The following is a 20,162-nucleotide window of genomic DNA, read 5'->3' on the forward strand; positions in this document are numbered from 1 at the left end:
TTGCATAGTCGGGAGAATCACGGAAAAATGCGCACGAAATTCTTTTCTGGGACAGTAGAGTGATATGAAGGTACTGGTTACCGGTGCGACCAGCGGATTAGGCCGCAACGCAGTGGAATATCTGCGCAACAAGGGCATCAGCGTGCGAGCGACCGGGCGCAACGAAGCGATGGGTAAGCTTCTGAGCAAAATGGGGGCGGAATTCATCCCGGCGGATTTAACCGAGCTGGTCTCTTCGCAGGCTAAAGTGATGCTCGCCGGTATCGATACCCTGTGGCACTGCTCAAGCTTTACCTCGCCCTGGGGCACGCAGCAGGCTTTCGATCTCGCTAACGTCCGCGCCACCCGTCGCCTCGGCGAGTGGTCGGTAGCATGGGGCGTACGCAATTTCGTTCATATCTCTTCGCCCTCGCTCTATTTTGATTATCACCACCATCGCGATATTCAGGAAGATTTCCGCCCGCACCGCTTCGCCAACGAGTTTGCCCGCAGCAAGGCAGCCAGCGAAGAGGTGATCAACCTGCTGGCGCAGGCCAACCCGCACACCCGTTTTACCATTTTGCGCCCGCAGAGTTTGTTCGGGCCGCACGATAAAGTCTTTATTCCCCGGCTGGCGCAAATGATGCAACACTATGGCAGCGTCCTGTTGCCACGGGGCGGCAGCGCGCTGGTCGATATGACCTATTATGAAAACGCCGTCCACGCGATGTGGCTGGCGAGCCAGCCGGCGTGCGATCATCTTCCCTCCGCCCGCGCGTGGAATATCAGCAACGGCGAACCGCGCACCCTGCGCAGTATCGTGCAGAAACTGATCGACGAGCTGAGCATCAAATGCCGGATCCGCTCAGTCCCCTACCCGATGCTGGATATTATCGCCCGCAGCATGGAGCGTTTTGGCGATAAAACGGCCAAAGAGCCGGCCTTTACCCACTACGGCGTCTCGAAACTGAATTTTGATTTTACGCTCGATATCACTCGCGCGCAGGATGAGCTGGGTTATCAGCCGGTGGTGACGCTGGACGACGGGATTGTGCGTACCGCCGCCTGGCTGCGCGACCACGGTAAACTTCACCGCTAACCCTGACCATACTTTTCTAACAGCGCCTCGGCTATCGCTTCGGTTTGCGCATCTGCTACGCCATCCCAGCGCTGGGGGCGGAAGTGCATCTGGAAGGCGGTAATCACTCGTTTTTTCTGCGCGGGAGTCATCTCCGGCGTGACCTGATAGCCGTAGCGCGCCAGCAAATCCAGTACTACCTCAGGGTCCACTGGCTCACTGGCCGGGCGCCCGTTCAGATAGAAAGCCACCCGCTGCTCGTCCGGCCAGGCGCCAATCCCCTGCTGCGCCAGCTGTTGCCAGGGGAACAACGGTCCCGGATCGTCTTTGCGCTGCGGGGCGATATCGGCATGGGCTACCACGTTCTGCGGCGCGATGTGGTAGCGGGTGATAATATCGCGCGCCAGCGGGATCAGGGCCGCGATCTGCTCCGGGTGAAAGGGGGTAAAGCTTTTACCCCCCGCAGTCTTCTGCCAGCCGCGGTTTTCCAGTTCAATACCAATGGAAGTATCGTTGATGCGCGTGCTGCCGCGCCAGTAGCTCACCCCGGCGTGCCAGGCCAGATCCTCTTCCGGCACCAGCTGCCAGATCCGCGGTTTATGATGGTGGCGCGGCGGCTGTTCAGGAATTAAATAGTGGGAGCTGACCTCTTTATCAGTCAGGGTTGCCAGGGAGACATCAAAATTATCTGCGGTATAGTGGATAACCAGCACTTTTATGCGCGGATAGGCCGCCTGCGCCGGATGGCGAGTGTCCAGCTGATATCCGTCGCGATCGATGATGCCTTTTTCCCCCGCGCAGCCGGCCAGCAGTAGCGCCAACAGGAGTACATAGGCAATCCGTTTCATCCCTTCTCCCTTGCCCGGCAGCGTCTCCGGGTTAATAAGACCATTGATTACGTCCTTTATTTTTCGCCTGGTACAGCGCACTGTCCGCCCGGGCGATCAGCGTCTCCATCGGGACCGTGCCATCGGAATCGACGATCCCGATACTGACGGTCACCACCGACGCCACCTCTGATGCCTCATGAGGAAGCGCCGCCTCGTGAATTTTCTGCTGAATGCGCTCGGCAATCGCGGTGGCATGCACCAGGGGAACCCTAGGCAACGCCACCACAAATTCCTCGCCGCCATAGCGAGCCACCAGATCATCTTCGGCCCGGACCGCCATTTTCAGCACCTGCGCGACAGAAGATAAGCACTCGTCACCAGCCTGATGACCATAGCGATCGTTATAGCGTTTAAAGTAATCGACATCGATCATCATCAGCGACAACGGCGTGTTTTGCTGCCAGATCTCCGCCAGATACGCATTCAGCGCCCGGCGGTTAGCGGTCCCGGTTAATGCATCCTGGTTGGCAATACTTTCCAGCCGCTGAATAAGCTGCATATTTTCCTGATGCGTATCCCAGGCTTCATCGTACCAGCGCTGGAGAATACGTCGTCCATACAGCAAAATCGCCGTAAAGATGGTCCACAGGATCAAAAAGCGAATTTCAGCGTGATAGTGGATCTGAATTCCCGCTAGCAAGGCCGTCCCCCATAGCGGCAGCATAAAAGCGATAATGCCCGGCCAATGGTGATACAACGCAGTGAGGCCAGTGGTCAACAATATAACCAGCAGCGGCCAGGCGAAGGGCAAAGCCCAGAAAAAGATAAAACAGTAATTACTCAGGGACCAGCACAGGCTGAGCACCAGCAGCAGCGCGGTGATGATATTCAGCGTATAACGCCCCTGCGCCAGACGCGGCGTGATGGCAATAATCACTAAAATGGCCGAAATAATAATAACCGCAATCAGCGCTATTTCGATATAAGGAATAACCGCCTGGTGAGTCAGGAGCTTCTTATCAAAATAGGTAAAAATAAAGTTGCGGGAGAAAATCATTAACGCAAACGCGATATTTACAAAAGCCAGCCAGGGCAGACTCATTGACAGCGCATGGCGCTGGACATCATCTCTGGTGGCCCACAACGCGGTTCGCTGCTGCCGGGCGCGCTCTCGCTTATTTGTTAACATCTTATCTCCCTGGTGACCTGCATGACCATAGGCGCAGCCCCTGCTTGTCTATATGATAAACTATGTTTCCGGGAATGTCTGTCCGCGCGCTGTCTCCCCTGCCCCGGCCTCTTAAGCTGATTTTCAGCTAATGTCAGTAGAAATTGGTATGCTCCGTTCACGATGTGTAAACGGCAAAAAAAAGCAAGCATTATCAATGCGAATTCTGTCATCTTTTCTTTAAAAAAGAGTTAACTAGCCGTCATAAAATTGCAGTATTTTGCTTGAAAAAAAAGCAGTGTTAGTACAATCTGAAATCGCTCATTGGTGAGTTAAAACAAGAGCATGATGATAGCAAGATAAACAATGGAGTCTAAAAATATGAAATATGCAGCTTTAGTGGCAGGTGCGGCATTGTTTTTAACGGCGAACGCCTTCTCCGCTGAGATTTTATCGAAAGAAGCTTTTGATAAGGTCCATACGCAATACACCAAGATCGGCACCATTTCTTCTACCGGCCAGACCGCACCGAGCGACGCTCGTGAAGAGCTGATTAAAAAAGCTGATGAAAAAGGCGCGGATGTTATCGTGCTCTCTTCCGGGAACACGGATAAAAAACTGCACATTTCCGCTAATATCTATAAGAAGAAATAACTAATCTTATCTCTCAAGAAACACTACCCTGTTTCCGGGGTAGTGTTTCTTGTTTATGCAAAGCCATAATTTATTTTTATCCCGCCGTGATTTTTTCTGCCTGAAAACCGCCGTCATCCCCCTGCTGATTTCCAGCCCTAAGGCTGTAGCCACATCAAGGTCTTAGCTCTTTGCGTCAAGTACAATCCGCACGCTATACGCTATGCTTTAACGGAAACTGAAAACGTAGTTCGCTTATAAGGAAATCATCATGCGCTACAAACTTCTTGCAGCACTTCTCCCTTGCGCGCTGGCGCTCAGCGCCTGTACGACCGTCACCCCGGCCTATAAAGATAATGGCACCCGCAGCGGCCCTTGTGTCGAAGGCGGCCCTGACGACGTAGCGCAAAAATTCTACGACACTCAGATCCAGAACCGTACTCAGGATCCGGCGGCGCTGCGCCCCTATCTCAGCGACGGCCTGGCGAAGTTACTCAATGACGCCCGTCAGGATCCGGCCAACAGCAAGCTGCTGCAGGCTAACCCGTTCTCCAGCAGCAGCACCCCCGCGGAGAGCGCCGTCGTCGCCAGCGCCTCAACCATCCCTAATCGCGATGCGCGCAACATTCCGCTGCGCGTGGAGCTGAAACAGGGAACCCAGAACTGGAAAGACGAAGTGCTGATGATCCAGGAAGGCCAGTGCTGGGCCGTCGATGACGTTCGCTATCTCGGCAACAACAGCCACGCGCCGGCCGGAACGTTGCGACAGAGTCTGGAGAAACGCTAGTTCGGGAGTTGAAGCGACGCCGCTGAAACGATAACCCCGGTAAAATGTCGGTATTCGCCCCGAGAATGCCGACATTTACGCCCCCCTCACCCACCAGGCAATATTTTGTGCTAACTTTAAAGCTAAACGTGGTTTAGATTTAACTTTTAACGCATAAATATTGCATAACTATTCTGCCAAAGGTACTATTTGCGGCCTCAATAGCTATTCGTATCAGACTGCCCAGATGAGTATTAAACTAAACGGCATTAATTGCTTCTACGGCGCGCACCAGGCGCTGTTCGACATCACGCTGGATTGCCCGCAGGGGGAAACGCTGGTGCTGCTCGGCCCCAGCGGTGCCGGGAAGAGCTCGCTGCTGCGCGTACTCAACCTGCTGGAGATGCCGCGTTCCGGTTCGTTAACCATCGCCGGTAACCATTTCGACTTCACCAGAGCGCCGTCCGATAAAGCGATTCGCGAACTGCGGCAGAACGTCGGCATGGTTTTTCAGCAGTACAACCTGTGGCCGCACCTGACGGTACAGCAGAACCTGATCGAGGCCCCCTGTCGCGTACTGGGGTTAAGCAAGGATCAGGCGCTGGCTCGCGCCGAGAAGCTGCTGGAGCGCCTGCGTCTGAAGCCCTACAGCGATCGTTACCCGCTGCATTTATCCGGCGGCCAGCAGCAGCGTGTGGCGATCGCCCGCGCGCTCATGATGGAGCCGCAGGTTCTGCTGTTCGATGAGCCTACCGCGGCGCTCGACCCGGAAATCACCGCCCAGATCGTTAGCATCATCCGCGAGCTGGCTGAAACCGGCATCACCCAGGTTATCGTCACCCATGAAGTTGAAGTGGCGCGCAAGACGGCCAGCCGGGTGGTGTATATGGAAAATGGCCATGTCGTCGAGCAAGGGGATGCCTCCTGCTTCACGCATCCGCAAACTGACGCGTTTAAAAACTATCTTTCACATTGATGTTTTTCGGGGAAATGACGATGAAAAAAGTACTGATTGCCGCCCTGCTCGCAGGCATGAGCCTCTCCGCTTCCGCCGCGCAGACCATTCGTTTCGCCACCGAGGCCTCCTACCCTCCGTTTGAGCTGGTGGACGCCAACAACCAGATCGTCGGTTTCGATGTGGATCTGGCTAACGCGCTGTGTAAAGAGATCGATGCCACCTGTACCTTCACCAACCAGGCCTTTGACAGCCTGATCCCGGGGCTGAAATTCCGCCGTTTCGACGCGGTCATGGCCGGGATGGACATCACGCCTGAGCGTGAAAAGCAGGTACTGTTCTCCACCCCGTATTATGACAACTCGGCGCTGTTCGTCGGTCAGCAGGGCAAGTTCACCAGCATTGATCAGCTGAAGGGCAAAAAAGTGGGCGTACAGAACGGTACCACTCACCAGAAATTTATCACCGATAAACATCCGGAAATCACTACCGTCCCTTACGACAGCTACCAGAATGCGAAGCTGGATCTGCAGAATGGTCGTATTGACGCGGTCTTTGGTGATACCGCCGTGGTCACCGAATGGCTGAAGAGCAATCCGAAGCTGGCGGCAGTGGGTGATAAAGTGACCGACAAAGCCTATTTCGGCACCGGGCTGGGCATTGCCGTGCGTCAGGGCAACACCGACCTGCAGCAGAAATTTAACGCTGCGCTGGAAAAAGTGAAGAAAGACGGCACTTACCAGACCATCTATAACAAATGGTTCCAGAAGTAAGACTGAATGAACGAAATTTTTCCATTAGCAAGCGCCGCCGGGATGACCGTCGGCCTTGCCGTTTGCGCGCTCGCCATCGGCCTCGTCCTGGCGATGCTCTTCGCGGTACTGGAGTCAGTGAAATGGCGCCCGGTAGCCTGGCTTGCAACCGGCATTGTGACCATCCTGCGCGGACTACCTGAAATTCTGGTGGTGCTGTTTATCTATTTTGGCTCGTCCCAGCTGCTGCTGACGCTCTCTGACGGTTTTACCATCCCGCTCGGGTTCATCCAGATCCCGGTGCAGATGCAGATTGAGAACTTTGACGTCAGTCCGTTCCTCTGCGGGGCGATCGCCTTGTCGCTGCTGTATGCCGCCTACGCCTCGCAAACGCTGCGCGGCGCGCTGAAAGCCGTTCCGCAGGGTCAGTGGGAGTCCGGCCAGGCGCTGGGGCTGTCGAAAGCGGCCATTTTCTTCCGCCTGGTGATGCCTCAGATGTGGCGCCATGCGCTGCCCGGTCTCGGCAACCAGTGGCTGGTGCTGCTGAAGGACACCGCGCTGGTGAGCCTTATCAGCGTCAACGATCTGATGCTGCAGACTAAAAGCATCGCCACCCGCACTCAGGAGCCCTTTAACTGGTATATCATTGCCGCGGCAATCTATCTCGTCATCACCCTGTTGAGTCAATACATCCTTAAGCGGATTGACCAGCGTGCGACGCGCTTCGAACGGAGACCAGGCTGATGCTCGACTACTTACCCGAACTGCTGAAAGGACTGCATACCAGCCTGACGCTGACCGTGGCGTCGATTATCGTGGCGCTGATCCTGTCGCTGATCTTTACCATTATCCTGACGCTGAAGACGCCGGGGCTGGTGTGGATAGTGCGCGGCTACATCACCCTGTTTACCGGTACACCGCTGCTGGTGCAGATCTTCCTGATCTACTACGGCCCAGGACAGTTTCCTTCGCTACAGGAATATCCCTGGCTCTGGCACCTTATCTCCGAGCCGTGGCTGTGCGCCCTGATCGCCCTGTCGCTCAACAGCGCCGCCTATACCACCCAGCTGTTTTATGGCGCCATCCGGGCGATCCCCGACGGGCAATGGCAGTCGTGCAGCGCGCTGGGGATGAGTAAAAAGGATACCCTGGCGATCCTGCTGCCGTATGCCTTTAAGCGCGCGCTGTCGTCCTATTCCAACGAAGTGGTGCTGGTCTTTAAGAGTACCTCTCTGGCCTACACCATCACCCTGATGGAAGTGATGGGCCACGGCCAGCTGCTGTACGGACGGACCTACGACGTGATGGTGTTCGGCGCCGCCGGGATTATCTATCTCATCGTCAACGGGCTGCTGACGCTGCTGATGCGGCTGGTGGAGCGCAAAGCGCTAGCCTTCGAGCGGCGTAATTAGCGCCTGGCGTATTTTGCATAATAAGTGAACAACAAGACGGACAAGTCTAATATCTGTCCGTCTTTTTTTATATTAAATAAAATACTTAATCATTTTTATTGCATATAAATTCATTTAATGGCATTGTCACCCTATGCCGCAGACACGGCGAATAATCATAAGATTGATAGACGGGAGTTCCACGATGAAAAAGTTAGTTCTGGCTGCACTGCTCACCACGTTCACCTTCGGCGCCGCCGCCGCGGAGAAAATCAGCTTCGGCGTGTCCGCGACCTATCCGCCGTTTGAATCGATGGACGCTAATAACCAGATTGTCGGCTTTGATATCGATCTGGCCCATGCGCTGTGCAAACAAATGCAGGCAGAATGCACCTTTACCAACCACGCGTTTGACAGCCTGATCCCGGCGCTGAAGTTTAAGAAGTATGACGCGGTGATTTCCGGAATGGATATTACGCCGGAGCGCAGCAAACAGGTCGCCTTCACCGACCCGTACTACGCCAACTCCGCGCTGGTGATCGCCAAAAAAGACGCATTCCACTCGTTCGATGATTTGAAAGGCAAACGGATCGGCATGGAAAACGGCACCACCCACCAGAAATATCTGCAGGATAAACATCCTGAGGTGAAGACCGTCGCCTATGACAGCTACCAGAACGCGATTATCGATCTGAAAAATGGCCGTATCGACGGCGTGTTCGGCGACACGGCTGTGGTCAACGAGTGGCTGAAAACCAACCCGCAGCTGGGGGCAGCCACGCCGAAAGTGACCGACCCGCAATACTTCGGCACCGGCCTTGGGATTGCCGTGCGCCCGGATAACAAGGCGCTGCTGGAGAAACTGAACGCGGCGCTGAAGGCGATTAAAGCCGACGGTACCTACCAGAAAATCAGCAACCAGTGGTTCCCGGAGTAACTTTTTTGCCGGGTGGCGCTGCGCTGACCCGGCCTACACTTTCCCCGTAGCCGGGTAAGGCGTAGCCGCCACCCGGCAATTTCTCAAAGTGGCACGAAGAACCTGAACCGCGCCCCGCTTACCGACTCCACCAGCCTGATCCCGCCCCCGTGCAGCTCCAGCATTCGTTTCACAATCAGCAGCCCTAACCCGCCGCGATCCTCCCGCGACGCCTGGGCAGACAACGCCGACGGCCGCTGGAACAGATCGTCGCGCAGCGCGGCATCGACGCCCGTTCCGTTGTCTGCCACTTCAACCTGGATCTGTTGATTCTCCTGCCAGACCGCCAGACGAATCTCCCCGCCGACGGGAGTATGCCGCATGGCGTTGTCGAGCAGGTTGGTCACCACCCTCTCAATCATCGACACATCGGCGTTAACCAGCGGCAGCGGCCCCGGCACATCAATTTGCAGGTTCACCTCGCGCGTGCGGGCGGTTAATTCAAACTTCTGCGCCACGTCGGAAATCAGCTCCCCCATCGCGAAACGCTCGCGCTGCGGCTTAATGCCCCCGTGCTCCAGTCGCGCCAGCTCAAAGAGCTGCTGCGAAAGATGGCGCACTTTGTTGCCCTGGCGCAGGGCGATGGTGAGATACTGCCTGCGCTCCTCGGCGGTCAGCCGTTCGTCCTTCAGGGTCAGCGTTTCCAGATACCCCAGCAGCGAGGTGAGCGGCGTACGTAAATCGTGGGAAATATTGGCCACAAATTCGCGGCGCTGGCGGTCGCTGTCGGCCAGCCGATCCCACTGACCGGCTATCTGCCGGGCAAGGTCAATAAAGCGATTTTCGAGCACCGCCACCTCGTTACCGGGATGGGGCTCCGGCGTGCGGGCCGCCAGGGTTTTGATGGCGCTGATGCTGTCCCGATCGTTCGCCGCCACCTGGGCGGTGAGCTGGCGGACCGGCCGGGTCACCCAGAACCATGCCAGGCCTCCCGCCAGCAGGCCAAACAGAGTCACCAGCAGCAGGGTCCACAGAACAATGCTCCACAGCGTTTTTTGCCAGGCGTCGGCCGCCAGCTGATTAAAGGTCTCCCCCTGCAAAATGATATACAGGTAACCGCGCAGCTGGCCGTCGACGCGCAGCGGGGCGGCGCTGAAGACTTTTCGCCCGTCAAGGCTGCGGGGATCGTCGCCATACACCGGCGACGTACTGCCGGTGAGAAAAACCTGCACCGGCGCCATGTCGATCCGCTGGCGTTGGATATGTCCCGGCGCCGCCGCATCGGCCAACAGGTCGCCATCCGGCGACAGCAGATAGAGCTCCACGCTGGGATTAAAGGTCATCAGACGGTCAAACAGCGACTTCAGGGTTTGCCGGTTGACCTCGCCGTGGGCGTCCAGCAGCGGTTCGCGGGCCACAATTTGCTGAGCCAGCCCGGCGGAGAGGCGCTGCACCATGGCGTTGCCATACTGCGCGCTGCTATGTAACTGAACGACGCACACCGCCGCCGCGCACAGTATCAGCAGGGAGACCACCACCAGCGCCAGCCGCTGGCTGAGGCTCAGGCGGCGGATCACGGGGCGGCCTCTTGCGTCACCGGGGCGAACTTATAGCCTTTGCCCCAGACGGTCAGAATGATGTCCGGCTCGGCCGGGTCACGTTCAATTTTGCTGCGCAGGCGGTTGATATGGGTATTGACCGTGTGCTCATAGCCCTCGTGCTGATATCCCCAGACCTGCTCCAGCAGCGCCAGCCGCGAAAACACCTCCCCGGGATGGCGGGCAAAGTAATACAGCAGCTCGAATTCGCGCGGCGTGAGATCCACCAACTCGCCGCGCAGCCTCACTTCGCGGGACAGCGGATCGATGCTCAGACCATGGCAGGACAGGCGCCCGGCGTCCATCAGCAGGTTCTGCCCCATCGCCTCCTGGCGACGAAACAGCGCTTTAACGCGGGCGATAAGCTCCAGCAGCGAAAAGGGTTTCGCCAGATAGTCGTCGGCGCCCATCTCCAGGCCCAGCACGCGGTGCATTTCGCTGGTGCGAGCGCTGATGATGATCACCGGCAGATAGCGGGTCATCTGGCGGATACGCCGGCAGATCTCCAGGCCATCGACGCCGGGCAGCATCAAATCGAGGATCACCGCATCCCAGACCCGCGTTTCCAGCCGGGCGAGAGCCTGGCTGCCGTCGGCCTCATGCACAATCTGATAGCCCTCATCCTGAAGATTGAGCCGCAGCAGCGTGGCAATATCCTCATCATCTTCCACCAGCAGAATGGTTTTGGCCATTAGATTCCCCCCACCAATAACAAAACATGCTGCGTCAAGCTTACCCGATTTCTGCGACGCAAAGCCTTCACATTTTGTTTAAACTTCGCGGACCAGCAGGGACAGCACTTCGTAGTGGGCGGTGTGGGGGAACATATCAAACAGCTGGACCCGCTCGACGCGATAGCCGCTAAGAAGAGCAATGTCGGTCGCCATGGTGCGGGCGTTACAGCTGGAATAGATAATATAGGGCGGCGCCATGCGGCTTAAATAGTCGCACAGTTCGGCGCCAATGCCGCGACGCGGCGGGTTGACCAGCACCAGCTGCGGGATATCCGCTTCATGCGTGGCGAACTGCGTGGAGTCCAGCGCCTGAAAATGCAGATTGCTGAGCCCCAGCTGCGCGGCAGACTGCCTGGCGCAGGCGATCGCCTCCGGGGCAATCTCTATACCGGTCAGGCGCATCGCCGGCGTCGCGCAGTGCAGGCCAAAACCCCCGACGCCGCAAAACAGATCCCACATATGCTGGACCGGCAGCGCGCGCACCCAGTCGCGGGCGGTGGCGTACAGCCGGCTGGCTACCGTCGGGTTAGTTTGAAAGAAGCTTTGCGGACGGATCCACAGCGGCACCTCATTAAAGACCTCCCCCAGCGCCTGCTGTTCAGTGAAGAAGATCTCCTGCTCGCCTTCCATAATAGCCATATGCACTGGCTGGATATTCGCCGTGATCACCTTAAGCTGCGGCAACTGTGCCTGTAACCAGGGCAGCGCGGCGCGCAGCTGGGCCAACTTGGCCTCTGAGCGCAGCACGAAGCGCAGCATCATCTCCCCTTGCTGGCTGGCGGTTAGCAGCAGATATTTCAGCTCCCCGCGCTTGCGCGCGACGTTGTAGGGGGTTAACCCGGCGCGGGCGATAAAGGGCTTCAGGACGGCAAACACCGGCGCAAACTCGGCGGGATAGAGCGGGCAGTCGGTGAGATCCACCGGGGTGCCGTCGCGGTGCAGCATCCCCAGCAGCGGACGCTCAACGCTGCCGCTGACCACCATTTTGGCCTTGTTACGGAATGCCGCCTCCGGCCCGCTGACCGGCTCGCCCCAGTCGGCGACGGGGATCGCCGCCAGCAGCGTGCGCAGGTCGGCCATTTTATCGGCGAGCTGTTGCGGAACCGACCGTTCCAGCCATTGACAGGAGCGGCAGCGGCCGGCGTCGTAGAGTGCGCAATGCATAATTGACCTTCAAAATTCCAGGGGCGGGGATTGTATCACCGTTATTGCAGGCGGAAAAACCGGCGGCAGTTCGCGGGCACAAACAGCAGCGTCAGGACCAGCAGATCAGGCAGTTTTTGCATCACCAGCGAGTGGAAGATCTCCCGTTTGGATTCGCCGGGAATGCTGAACAACTCCGGATACCCGTAGCCCAGCGACGCCGCCCACAGGTAGCCGGCGGCTATCATCTGCGTCAGCAGATAGACCCAGCGCGCCCAGTTGCGCCCTTTCACCAGCGAGAAGGCGCACCAGATTTCGATAAACACCAGCGCCAGGCTGCCGAGGAAGACCAGCGTCAGGTTCCAGGTCTGGACGCTACGGTGTATGAATTCGTTCAGCCCCTGCAGGCCCAACAGATTGAGGATCATCAGCAGATCCAAACCGCGAATCAAAATAATAGCAAAGGCCGCCACCTGCACCAGCGCAGGGACGTTAAGGCGGGCATGCGATGAGCGAGTTTTCGTAAACAATCCCAACGTAATGTCTTCCATGAAAACGGCGCCACAGGGTGGCGCCGACCGGAGGCTGCTGTACCGATTTTAGGTGGTTCAGCCTTGTCTTGCACGCTGGATATCGCGCACTCGCTGCTTTTCTGCGCGGGCCATCAAATACCAGGCGATAAAACCAACAATACCGACCACGCCGAGGATGAGCGTCGCCAGGGCGTTGATCTCCGGGTTGACCCCCATGCGCACGCTGGAGAAGACCAGCATCGGCAAGGTCGTGGCCCCGGGACCGGAGACAAAGCTGGCGATCACCAGGTCATCCAGCGACAGCGTGAAGGCCAGCAGCCAGCCGGAGATCACCGCCGGCATAATCATCGGCAGCGTGATGACGAAGAAGACCTTCAGCGGCGCGGCGCCCAGATCCATCGCCGCCTCTTCGATCGAGTGGTCCAGCTCGCGCAGGCGCGAGGAGATCACCACCGCCACGTAGGCGGTACAGAAGGTGACGTGCGCCAGCCAGATGGTCAACATCCCGCGATCCGACGGCCAGCCGATGGCGTGACCCAGCGCCACGAACAGCAGCAGCAGCGAGAGCCCGGTGATCACGTCCGGCATGACCAGCGGCGCGGTGATCATAAACGCGAAGCCGTTGGAGCCGCGAAAACGCCCAAAGCGCACCATCACCACCGCGGCGATGGTGCCCAGGATCGCCGCCGCCGTCGCCGCGCAGGCGGCGATAGTCAGGCTCAGCCCCACCGCGCTCATCATCGCGTCATCGTGGAACAGTTCGCTATACCAGCGCGTCGACCACCCGGCCCAGACCGTCACCAGCTTCGAGCTGTTGAACGAGTAGATCACCAGCATCAGCATCGGGGCATAAAGGAAGGTGAATCCGAGCACGAGGATCAGAATGCGCCACGGCGAGCGTACTACAGGCAAGTCGTTCATCCCTGCTCCCCCATCTGTTTTTGCTGGTGCTTGTGGAACCACATGATCGGCACAATCAGCAACAGCAGCATGACAATCGCCACCGCCGAGGCGACCGGCCAGTCGCGGTTGTTAAAGAACTCCTGCCACAGCACGCGGCCAATCATAATGCTGTCCGGCCCGCCCAGCAGCTCCGGGATCACGAACTCCCCCACCGCCGGGATAAACACCAGCATGGAGCCAGCGATAATCCCCCCTTTGGTGAGCGGAACGATCACCTGAAAGAAGGTCTTCAGGGGCCGGGCGCCGAGGTCCAGCGAGGCCTCCACCAGCGAATAGTCGATGCGGGTCAGCGCGGTATAGATAGGCAGCACCATAAACGGCAGATAGGCGTAGACGATACCGATATACACCGCCAGGTTGGTGTGCAGGATCTCCAGCGGCTGATCGATAACCCCTAGCCACAGCAGGAAGTTATTCAACACCCCGTTGCTCTTCAACAGCCCCATCCAGGCATAGACGCGGATCAAAAACGACGTCCACGACGGAAGGATCACCAGCAGCAGCAGAATATTGCGCGTCGATGGCTTGCTGTGCGCCACCGCCCAGGCCAGCGGATAGCCCAGCAGCAGGCAGCAGAGCGTCGAGATGCCCGCCACCTGCAGCGACTGCAGATAAGCCTCGAAATAGAGCGGATCGTCGGTCAGCTGCAGGAAGTTGGCAAAGTTAAGGGTCAGCGTCAGCTGGCCATCCGCCCACTCCATCAGATCGGTGTAGGGAGGGATCGCCCGCGCCATCTCGGCAAGACTTATCTTGAACACGATCAGGAACGGCAGCATAAACAGCAGGATCAGCCACAGATAGGGCAGCGCGATCACCAGCTTGCGGCCATGCGCCATCTGCAGGCGCGCCGCCCACAGCGCGAAGCCGCCCGGTTTTTTCGCCCCTGACGGGGATTCAACGGTACTCATCGCCCTCTCCTTACACCGTCAGTACAACACAGCTGTCCGCATCCCAGCATAAACGCACCTCGTCACCCCAGGTGGGCGTCCCTTTCCGATGGCGGTGCTCATTCTGCAGCTGGGCGCTGATCATCTGCCCACTTTGCAGGCGCACATGATAGATAGAGAGATCCCCCAGATAGGCGATATGAATCACCTCGCCGACGGCAAAATTGTAACCATCCGCCGGCGGCTCATCGCACAGCATGATCTTCTCCGGACGCAGCGCCACCCATACCGGCACGTTGTCCACCACCGAGGCGTCGGGGTCAACCTTCAGCGGATGCACCAGGCCCGGCGAGCTCAGCACCAGGCCATCTTCGAGGCGCTCTTTCACCAGTCCTTCAAAGACGTTCACCGAGCCGATGAACTCGGCGCTGTAGCGGGTGGTCGGGTGTTCGTAAATCTCTTCCGGTTCGCCAATCTGCACAAACTTGCCGCGGTTCATGATGGCGATACGGCCCGCCATGGTCATGGCCTCTTCCTGATCGTGGGTCACCATCACGCAGGTCACGCCAACGCGCTCAAGAATATCCACCACCTCCAGCTGCATGCGATCGCGCAGCTTTTTATCCAGCGCCCCCATTGGTTCGTCGAGCAGCAGCAGCTTAGGTCGTTTCGCCAGACTGCGCGCCAGCGCGACACGCTGGCGCTGGCCGCCAGAGAGCTGGTGCGGCTTACGTTTAGCGAACTCCTGCATGTGCACCAGAGCCAGCATCTCCTGCACCCGGGCGGTGATTTCCGCCTTCGGCAGGCGATCCTGTTTCAGGCCGAAGGCGATATTCTGCTCAACGGTCATATGGGGAAACAGGGCGTAGGACTGGAACATCATATTGATAGGCCGCTGATAGGGCGGCACGCGCGCCAGATCCACGCCGTCGAGCATAATCTGTCCGGCGGTCGGTTGCTCAAAGCCCGCCAGCATGCGCAGCAGGGTCGATTTCCCGCAGCCTGATGCGCCCAGCAGAGCAAAAATTTCGCCTTTGTAAATAGTGAGACTGACATCGTCGACAGCATGCTGGCCGTCAAACGACTTGGTTAAGTTACGGATTTCCAGCAGCGGGGTCAGCGCTTTGGGGGCTTTCGCCTGTGGGCGGGGCATTACGTCGTTCAATCGGGTGCTCTCCGGCAAAAAAACGATCACCATATGGTCCGGTGCCATACTTCGTGCTTAACAGTGCATGTGCACCATCCTGGTGCTTCTGCTCGCCGGGCGCGCTGCCATTTCCCGGCGAGTGCCGTTCTGATTCGGCCCGCTTACCGGGCCGTCAGAGTTTATTTACCGCTCTTCACTTTGGTCCACGCGCGAGTACGCACGCGGTCGATCTTCGGATCCTGCACCTTCAGCGTGAACAGTTTGGCGAACACATCCGCTGGCGGATAAATCGCCGGGTTGTTACGGATAGTCTCGCTGACCAGCGGCGTGGAAGCCTTGTTGCCGTTGGCGTAGAACACCTGGTCGCTGATTTTGGCGATCACATCCGGGCGCATCAGATAGTTAAGAAACTGATAGGCCTCATCTTTATTTTTGGCGTCGGCCGGCATGGCAAAGACGTCAAAGAACGCCAGCGCGCCCTCTTTCGGAATAAAGTAAGAGACGTTGACGCCGTTCTTGGCCTCTTTCGCACGGTTAGCCGCCTGCCAGACGTCCCCTGCCCAGCCGATCGCCACGCAGATGTCGCCATTGGCGAGGTCGTTAATATATTGCGAAGAGTGGAAGTAGCGGATGTTCGGCCGCAGCTTCAGCAGCAGATCGGTAGCCGGACCGGTGTAATCATTCGCTTTGCTGCTGTTCGGATCCTTGCCAAGGTAGTTCAGCACAGTGGCGAAAATCTCTTCCGGCGCGTCGAGGAAGGAGACGCCGCAGCTTTTCAGTTTTTCAAGGTTCTCCGGCTTCAGCACCAGATCCCAGCTGTCCACCGGCGCATCTTTGCCGAGGACGGCTTTCACTTTATCCACGTTATAGCCAATGCCCGTCGTCGCCCACAGGTAAGGCATAGCGTATTTATTATCCGGGTCATGCTTGGCGACCAGCTTCAGCACTTCGGGATCAAGGTTCTTCCAGTTGGGCAGCTTGCTCTTATCCAGCGGCTGGAACACCCCCGCCGCCAGCTGGCGCTCAAGGAAGCTTGCCGACGGCACCACCAGATCGAAACCGGTGCTGCCGGCCATCAATTTGCCTTCCAGCACTTCATTGGAATCAAAAACGTCATACACGACTTTAATCCCGGTCTCTTTTTCGAAATTGGCCACAGTGTCCGGCGCAATATAATCAGACCAGTTATAGACATGCAGGGTTTTTTGTTCGGCAGCGAGCGAACCGGCAGAGACAGCCATCAGCGCACCCGTAACCAGACCTGTTAACCATTTTTTACCAAAGGCGGTCATATCTCTTTTCCTTCTCAACGCCCGTTAACTTACGGGCTCAAATATACGCATTTCTACGCATGCAAAAATCATGCATATTTTTTCATTGCCTGAGAAAAGGAGAGCGGATCTCTCCCGGAGTGGTTGCTCGCAACTGGAAGCATCGCCAGAATAACTGTAGCCAGAATAAGAGGCTATAGCCCAGGTAAAAAAACGCCTTTTATCAAATTTTTATGCAGTAACGGTCTACGTGATAAGCCAAAACGGCCTGAATGGCGGTGAATAATGCTTTAAAGAAAGGTTAAATACAGAATAAAAGCGGGTAATACGCAGCCGCTGCGGTAGTGGCTGCGCTAATTTTAGGCAGGTTTAGTGAAGAAAATGGTATTGCACGTTTTCCGCGGCGGGCTCTTCTTCTTCGCCTTTGTACAGCAGCTGATTGGCGCCGGCTTCGAGGATCACCATCGAGATCTGCTCCTCGCTTTGGCGGAAGAACCAGGCGAACTGCTCCATGGTCACCCCAGGACCGATAGACAGCGACTGGCAGACCACCAGCTTGGGCAAATTATCGTCCTGAATGTCGATAAACGCCTTCACGGTTAACGAGCTGGCGTTGATGGCCGAGAGATCCGCTGACAGCGCCAACAGAGCAGTCGGCTTCACCTCCGCCAGGGCGGAAAAGAGCACCACGTTGTCCACCAGGTCAATTTTGGCATCAAAAATACCGTCGAAATTCTGCATATGCGGCAAGTGCAATGCCTGGCAGGAATCGCACTCAAAAAAGCTGATGCCGATCTCATCCAGCCAGCGACGTAGCGTATCCAGACCCGGTACGACCAGTGAATCCATAGTGCCTGTGACCTCTTACAGTGGAAAAACGACGCCATAGCTTACGCAAAAAAAGCGCCGCATACCATGACAGTCTTGCATCCGGCGGTTAGCCGCCTATTTTCAAACAGAATTCCGGTGTCGCCTGGCGCTCGATCCAGGCGATCATCCTGCTGGCGATGTCCACACCGGAGGTGGTTTCCACTCCTTCCAGCCCGGGCGAGGCATTTACCTCCATCACCAGCGGCCCGCGGGTGGCGCGTAAAATATCGACACCGGCGACGTCCAGCCCCAGGGTTTGCGTCGCCTTGATGGCGATGGCCCGCTCCTCGTCGCTAATCTGCGCCACCGAGGCCATGCCGCCGCGGTGCAGGTTAGAGCGAAAATCGCCCTCTTTCGCCCGCCGTTCGATCGCCGCCACCACCTCATTGCCGACCACCAGGCAGCGAATATCGCAGCCTTTTGCCTCGGCAATGTACTCCTGCACCAGGATGTGGGCGTTCAGCCCGCGAAAGGCGTCTATCACGCTCTCCGCCGCCTGACGGGTCTCCGCCAGCACCACGCCGATCCCCTGGGTGCCCTCCACCAGCTTCACCACCAGCGGCGCGCCGCCGACCATGGCGATCAGATCGCTGGTGTCATCGGGGGAGTGAGCGATGCCGGTCAGCGGCAGATCGATGCCCTGGCGCGCCAGCAGCTGCAGCGAGCGAAGCTTATCGCGAGCGCGGGTAATAGCGACCGATTCGTTCAGCGGATAGCTTCCCAGGAGCTCAAACTGTCGCAGGGCCGCGGTGCCATAGTAAGTGATCGCTGAGCCAATGCGCGGGATCACCGCATCAAAGTGCGGCAGCTGGCGACCTTTGTAGTGGATCGACGAGGCCACCGGACTGACGTTCATATAACAGGAAAGCGGATCGAGGATCTCGACCTGATGCCCGCGCTGTTGCGCCGCTTCGCGCAGGCGTCGACATGAATAAAGCGTTCCATCCCGGGATAATATGGCAATTTTCATCCTGCACCTCTGCAAAAAGACCCGCTCTGGCGGGCCTCAGCTATCGAACACATTTTCACCTTTCCTGCCGCCAGCGGCGGATACCGCCTGGCCGGAGCAGCAGTGTACACGTAATCAGCGCGTTGCCCACCCCTGCTTATGCAGATAGTCGAGAATAAACGGACGACTCTCTTTCACGATAGTGCGACGGATATGATCGCTCCAGGTATCGCGGCGGGCGTTGCTGCCGCGCGACAGATAATAGTGCGCCAACTGGTCGTCATACTCCGCCAGCAGCGCGTTATCCAGCGGCTGATAGCGGTTCTCATGCACCAGCATGCCGGCCGGCATCCGCGGCTTGATGTCCGGGTTATCCGCCGGCCAGCCAAGGCAAAGGCCGAACAGCGGCAGGACGTGCTTTGGCAGCTCCAGCAGCTCGGTCACCGCCTCGATGCTGTTGCGCAACCCGCCGATATAGACGCCGCCCAGCCCGAGGGACTCGGCGGCGGTCAGCGCGTTTTGCGCTAGCAGCGCCGTATCGACAACGCCGATCAGCAGCTGTTCCGCCAGCCCCAGCTCCGCCTGCGGGCAGATCTGCAGGTGGCGATTAAAGTCGGCGCAGAAGACCCAAAACTCCGCCGCCTGGGCGACATGCTGCTGGCCGCCGGTCAGTGGGACCAGACGTTCACGCAGGGCCGGGTCAGTAATACGAATGATGGAGGTGCACTGTAAAAAACTCGAGGTAGATGCCGCTTGCGCGCTGGCGATAATCGCCGCGCGCTGTTCGTCGCTCACGGGCGCATCGGTGAAGTGGCGGATAGAACGGTGGCTACGCAGCAGCTCAATGGTCGGCGTCATTTCGTTTTTCTCTGTCAGACAAGGATTCAGGCTCAGGAGAGTGGGTTAACTGCGGGGCCACGATCTGCGCCATCCGCCACATCACGACGATGGCGGCAGGGATCATCAGCACGATCCCGGCAAAGAGCATCACCAGCGCCGCGGTCGGGCTGGCAATGGGCGCAGGCAGCTGGACATACTGGTTAAGTGAGAGCCAGGCGAGGGTTAACAGCCCCATCCCGAGGATCTCAACCAGCAGAATGCTTTTCGGCAACGGGGCAAATTTTCGCATCACGCCTCTCCGGTTGATAAACGCAACGCGCCAGCCAATGCCGCCGCGCCGCCGGGTCAGTATACGGGTTTTGATAGTACGACATTTATCAAACATAGCCGTAAACCATCGAAGCAAAAGGCAGAACCTGCTTTCCCTCACCGGCCAATGCAGGCATCATAAGCGCCATTCGCCATCCGGCTGAGGTTTAAGGAGAGAAGCAATGTTTACCGTTATTTTTGGTCGTCCAGGCTGCCCTTACTGTGTTCGCGCCAAAGAGCTGGCCGAAAAACTGACCAACGAGCGTGATGATTTTAACTACCGTTACGTGGATATTCACGCCGAAGGCATCAGCAAAGCTGACCTGGAAAAAACCGTCGGCAAACCGGTTGAAACCGTACCGCAGATTTTCGTCGACCAGAAACACATCGGCGGTTGCACCGATTTCGAAGCCTGGGCGAAAGAGAACCTTGGCCTGTTTGCCTGAGTAA

General features: G+C 57.7%; 23 protein-coding genes. 9 read left to right on the forward strand and 14 right to left on the reverse strand.

The window, feature by feature from the left end:
• Positions 1–64: 64 nt before the first annotated feature.
• Positions 65–1,078, forward strand: coding sequence for an NAD-dependent epimerase/dehydratase family protein (locus tag ACLEXF_RS10785; protein ID WP_032455772.1), 1,014 nt, complete (start codon positions 65–67; stop codon positions 1,076–1,078).
• Here the strand turns inward: ACLEXF_RS10785 and ACLEXF_RS10790 are convergent.
• Both ACLEXF_RS10790 and ACLEXF_RS10795 read right to left on the reverse strand, forming a co-directional pair.
• Complete coding sequence (locus tag ACLEXF_RS10790) at positions 1,075–1,905, reverse strand: N-acetylmuramoyl-L-alanine amidase (RefSeq protein WP_004201345.1); 831 nt, start codon at positions 1,903–1,905, stop codon at positions 1,075–1,077. The genes ACLEXF_RS10785 and ACLEXF_RS10790 overlap by 4 nt on opposite strands.
• Positions 1,906–1,936: 31 nt before the next feature.
• The gene (locus ACLEXF_RS10795; RefSeq protein WP_004201344.1) at positions 1,937–3,076 is read right to left on the reverse strand and encodes a sensor domain-containing diguanylate cyclase; all 1,140 of its coding nucleotides are present in this window, start codon (positions 3,074–3,076) and stop codon (positions 1,937–1,939) included.
• A 360-nt stretch (positions 3,077–3,436) separates the two neighbouring features.
• Here ACLEXF_RS10795 and yahO point away from each other — a divergent pair, with 360 nt between their 5' ends.
• The 7 genes from yahO (at position 3,437) to artJ (ending at position 8,489) form a co-directional block, all read left to right on the forward strand.
• Positions 3,437–3,709 carry a DUF1471 family periplasmic protein YahO gene (yahO, locus tag ACLEXF_RS10800; protein WP_004201342.1) on the forward strand — a complete coding sequence of 91 codons (273 nt, stop codon included), beginning with the start codon at positions 3,437–3,439 and terminating at the stop codon, positions 3,707–3,709.
• Between the two features lie 250 nt (positions 3,710–3,959).
• The gene (locus tag ACLEXF_RS10805; RefSeq protein ID WP_049092390.1) at positions 3,960–4,475 is read left to right on the forward strand and encodes a lipoprotein; all 516 of its coding nucleotides are present in this window, start codon (positions 3,960–3,962) and stop codon (positions 4,473–4,475) included.
• Positions 4,476–4,701: 226 nt separating this feature from the next.
• Positions 4,702–5,430: an arginine ABC transporter ATP-binding protein ArtP gene (gene artP / locus ACLEXF_RS10810; RefSeq protein ID WP_004201340.1), complete on the forward strand. Its 729-nt coding sequence runs from the start codon at positions 4,702–4,704 to the stop codon at positions 5,428–5,430.
• A 20-nt stretch (positions 5,431–5,450) separates the two neighbouring features.
• Positions 5,451–6,182 carry an arginine ABC transporter substrate-binding protein ArtI gene (artI, locus tag ACLEXF_RS10815; RefSeq protein WP_002896390.1) on the forward strand — a complete coding sequence of 244 codons (732 nt, stop codon included), beginning with the start codon at positions 5,451–5,453 and terminating at the stop codon, positions 6,180–6,182.
• A gap of 6 nt (positions 6,183–6,188) precedes the next feature.
• Complete coding sequence (gene artQ, locus ACLEXF_RS10820; protein WP_004201339.1) at positions 6,189–6,905, forward strand: arginine ABC transporter permease ArtQ; 717 nt, start codon at positions 6,189–6,191, stop codon at positions 6,903–6,905.
• On the forward strand, positions 6,905–7,573 hold the full coding sequence (gene artM / locus ACLEXF_RS10825; protein ID WP_004201338.1) for an arginine ABC transporter permease ArtM: 669 nt from the start codon (positions 6,905–6,907) through the stop codon (positions 7,571–7,573). The genes artQ and artM overlap by 1 nt, the downstream gene beginning before the upstream one ends.
• 184 nt (positions 7,574–7,757) lie before the next feature.
• Positions 7,758–8,489, forward strand: coding sequence for an arginine ABC transporter substrate-binding protein ArtJ (gene artJ, locus ACLEXF_RS10830; protein ID WP_004201336.1), 732 nt, complete (start codon positions 7,758–7,760; stop codon positions 8,487–8,489).
• Positions 8,490–8,572: 83 nt separating this feature from the next.
• Here artJ and ACLEXF_RS10835 read toward each other — a convergent pair whose 3' ends face one another.
• From ACLEXF_RS10835 to ACLEXF_RS10890, 12 genes are all read right to left on the reverse strand, one after another.
• Positions 8,573–10,045 (reverse strand): sensor histidine kinase, encoded by a 1,473-nt coding sequence (locus tag ACLEXF_RS10835; RefSeq protein ID WP_407259872.1) that lies wholly within the window; start codon positions 10,043–10,045, stop codon positions 8,573–8,575.
• Positions 10,042–10,758, reverse strand: coding sequence for a response regulator transcription factor (locus ACLEXF_RS10840; RefSeq protein ID WP_004201334.1), 717 nt, complete (start codon positions 10,756–10,758; stop codon positions 10,042–10,044). Before ACLEXF_RS10840 ends, ACLEXF_RS10835 begins: the two co-directional genes overlap by 4 nt.
• Before the next feature lie 78 nt (positions 10,759–10,836).
• Positions 10,837–11,964 (reverse strand): 23S rRNA (uracil(747)-C(5))-methyltransferase RlmC, encoded by a 1,128-nt coding sequence (rlmC, locus tag ACLEXF_RS10845; protein ID WP_048294434.1) that lies wholly within the window; start codon positions 11,962–11,964, stop codon positions 10,837–10,839.
• A gap of 41 nt (positions 11,965–12,005) precedes the next feature.
• Positions 12,006–12,494, reverse strand: coding sequence for a YbjO family protein (locus ACLEXF_RS10850; protein ID WP_004201332.1), 489 nt, complete (start codon positions 12,492–12,494; stop codon positions 12,006–12,008).
• A 57-nt stretch (positions 12,495–12,551) separates the two neighbouring features.
• The gene (gene potI, locus ACLEXF_RS10855; protein ID WP_002896372.1) at positions 12,552–13,397 is read right to left on the reverse strand and encodes a putrescine ABC transporter permease PotI; all 846 of its coding nucleotides are present in this window, start codon (positions 13,395–13,397) and stop codon (positions 12,552–12,554) included.
• Positions 13,394–14,347, reverse strand: coding sequence for a putrescine ABC transporter permease PotH (gene potH / locus ACLEXF_RS10860; protein WP_004201331.1), 954 nt, complete (start codon positions 14,345–14,347; stop codon positions 13,394–13,396). The genes potI and potH overlap by 4 nt, the downstream gene beginning before the upstream one ends.
• A gap of 10 nt (positions 14,348–14,357) precedes the next feature.
• Positions 14,358–15,491 carry a putrescine ABC transporter ATP-binding subunit PotG gene (gene potG, locus ACLEXF_RS10865; protein WP_004201330.1) on the reverse strand — a complete coding sequence of 378 codons (1,134 nt, stop codon included), beginning with the start codon at positions 15,489–15,491 and terminating at the stop codon, positions 14,358–14,360.
• A gap of 161 nt (positions 15,492–15,652) precedes the next feature.
• Positions 15,653–16,765: a spermidine/putrescine ABC transporter substrate-binding protein PotF gene (gene potF, locus ACLEXF_RS10870; RefSeq protein ID WP_004201329.1), complete on the reverse strand. Its 1,113-nt coding sequence runs from the start codon at positions 16,763–16,765 to the stop codon at positions 15,653–15,655.
• 348 nt (positions 16,766–17,113) lie between these two features.
• Entirely contained in the window at positions 17,114–17,593 is a 480-nt protein-coding gene (locus ACLEXF_RS10875) for a YbjN domain-containing protein (protein ID WP_017899416.1), read from the reverse strand.
• 88 nt (positions 17,594–17,681) lie between these two features.
• Positions 17,682–18,584, reverse strand: coding sequence for a 30S ribosomal protein S6--L-glutamate ligase (gene rimK / locus ACLEXF_RS10880; protein WP_004201328.1), 903 nt, complete (start codon positions 18,582–18,584; stop codon positions 17,682–17,684).
• 114 nt (positions 18,585–18,698) lie between these two features.
• Positions 18,699–19,421: a nitroreductase NfsA gene (gene nfsA / locus ACLEXF_RS10885; protein ID WP_043522161.1), complete on the reverse strand. Its 723-nt coding sequence runs from the start codon at positions 19,419–19,421 to the stop codon at positions 18,699–18,701.
• Positions 19,405–19,692, reverse strand: a complete 288-nt coding sequence (locus ACLEXF_RS10890; RefSeq protein WP_004201326.1) for a YbjC family protein — start codon at positions 19,690–19,692, stop codon at positions 19,405–19,407. The genes nfsA and ACLEXF_RS10890 overlap by 17 nt, the downstream gene beginning before the upstream one ends.
• 202 nt (positions 19,693–19,894) lie before the next feature.
• Here ACLEXF_RS10890 and ACLEXF_RS10895 point away from each other — a divergent pair, with 202 nt between their 5' ends.
• Positions 19,895–20,158 (forward strand): GrxA family glutaredoxin, encoded by a 264-nt coding sequence (locus ACLEXF_RS10895; protein ID WP_002896352.1) that lies wholly within the window; start codon positions 19,895–19,897, stop codon positions 20,156–20,158.
• The last annotated feature ends 4 nt before the right edge of the window (positions 20,159–20,162 follow it).

Source organism: Klebsiella pneumoniae complex sp. WS1778 (assembly GCF_049472055.1).
Lineage (GTDB): Bacteria > Pseudomonadota > Gammaproteobacteria > Enterobacterales > Enterobacteriaceae > Klebsiella > Klebsiella quasipneumoniae.